This window comes from Kitasatospora sp. NPDC057936, assembly GCF_042887525.1.
Classification (GTDB): Bacteria; Actinomycetota; Actinomycetes; order Streptomycetales; family Streptomycetaceae; genus Kitasatospora.
Genome location: NZ_JBHVPD010000205.1, coordinates 1 through 1852 on the forward strand (window position 1 = coordinate 1; position 1852 = coordinate 1852).

General features: G+C 71.8%; 1 protein-coding gene. It reads right to left on the reverse strand.

Annotated features, from left to right (window positions below; translation table 11 throughout):
• Positions 1-114: 114 nt before the first annotated feature.
• Complete coding sequence (locus tag ACFVU9_RS45415; protein WP_380448692.1) at positions 115-381, reverse strand: hypothetical protein; 267 nt, start codon at positions 379-381, stop codon at positions 115-117.
• Between the last annotated feature and the right edge of the window lie 1471 nt (positions 382-1852).

The window sequence follows — 1852 nt, forward strand, 5'->3', positions numbered from 1 at the left end:
AACCGCTCCGCCAGCTGCGCACTGGTCACCACCCGGCCGGGAACCCACATCCCCCACCCGGCGACATCGAAACCGCTCACCACCCGCCCCCTCTCCCCTGCCTCCCCGCCCCCCTCAGGAACCCGAACCCGCGCCGCCGGCCAGCGCCACGATCCGCCCGTGCACCACCCGCAACGTCGTCGTGTCATCGATGTCCGCGAACAACGACTCGTCCGCCCCGATATGCGGATACGCGTTCTGGAACCCGTACAGCCACTCCATCAGATCCAGCGAATCCACATCCGCGATGTGCTGCAACGCCGCATCCGCATCGATCTCCCGCGCACCCGACACCGCCTGCAACTGCGCCGCCAGATCCTCAACCGAAGGAATCCCCGACATCACACAACCATCCCTTCCACACACACGCGCCCCCCGGCACACCACGCGCCGGAACAAAGGACGCCGAACCACAAACCCTGACAGGGCCGCCCACACAACACAGGCCCGAACCCGGGCCAAACCCGGACCAGACCAGACAGGGCCAGAGCAGACCGGGGCCAGAGCAGACCGGGCCGGCCGCGCTGGAGACGCGGACCACCGGCCACACCCGCCCCCAGCCCTCCCGGGGAAGAGATCCCCCCGCGGAAGACGGAGCCGGGCACAACGGTGCCGGGCCGCCGGACCGGCCAACCAGCCGGTCCCGCCAGGCCGTTCACACGAACACGACCCGGACCCGACCGGACCGGCCAGCCGCGCTGGAAACGCGGACCACCGGCCGCACCCACCCCAGCCAGCCCCCCAGGAAAACCCCCCGGGACGACGGAACCGGGCAGACGCCGCAACCGTGTCGCTTTCGACAACCGCATGGAACCCGCCCCCACGCAAAAACCCCGCAACCACCCCCCACAACCACCCCTGTTGCGCACCACTTGCGAGGACCACGCTTACCTGACCCACGACCGCACCACCCAACACCCCGCCACCACCGCACACCCACCCACCCGCCAACAAGCCGGCACCAAGCAGCGGGCACCGGGCACCGGGCACCGGGCACACCAGGAACAGCGCCACCCGCCCCCAGGCCCCACCGCACCACCGCCCGCCACCGCGCGGGCACCGCCCCACCGCCGACCCGCCGGCGCCAGGCCCTGAACAGCCAAGCGCCACAACTTCCCAAGCACCACCGGCGACCGGCCTCGCACCACCAGGCACCACCGCCCGGGTACAGGACCCCGCACCACCGCCCAACGCCCCACCGGACAACCGGGCAACCGGGCAACCGTCAGAACACGCTGAACGGCCACCGCACCACCAGGCACCACCCCTCGACCGGCCACCAGCACCACACGGAACACCGCCACCGGCCGGCACCCCACACCCACGCCTCACACCCGGAGCAAAACCGGGCAACCGGCAACCACCCTCAACAGCCGGACACCACCCGCCCCCAGGCCCACCGCACCACCGGACGGGAACCGGCACCGAACCACCAGACGCCACAAGCACCACCGCCCCACAGGCAAAGGACGAACCCCTCACCCCCGGCAGTCAACCGGGCCACGGGACCACCACCGATGCCGAACCACCGGACACCACAAGCACCACCGCCCGCCACCAGGCCGGCACCGCACCACCACCGAACAACGAACCCGCCCAACGCCCCACAGGCGACAGGCGACAGGCGACAGGCGACAGGCGACAGGCGACAGGCGACAGGCCTAACCTGCCGGACACCCACCGCACCAGGCACCAACGCCGGGCCACCGGGCCAGCAGCACCGCAGCGCCGGGCAGTACCCGCGCCAAGGAACCACCGGCCGGCCACCCGCACCACCGCCCCACGACCAGCGCACCGCCGGACAACGGGCAAC

Coding starts and splice junctions, on each gene's coding strand:
- ACFVU9_RS45415 (WP_380448692.1), bottom strand. CDS start 381: ATGTCGGGGATTCCTTCGGTTGAGGATCTGGCGGCGCAGTTGCAGGCG.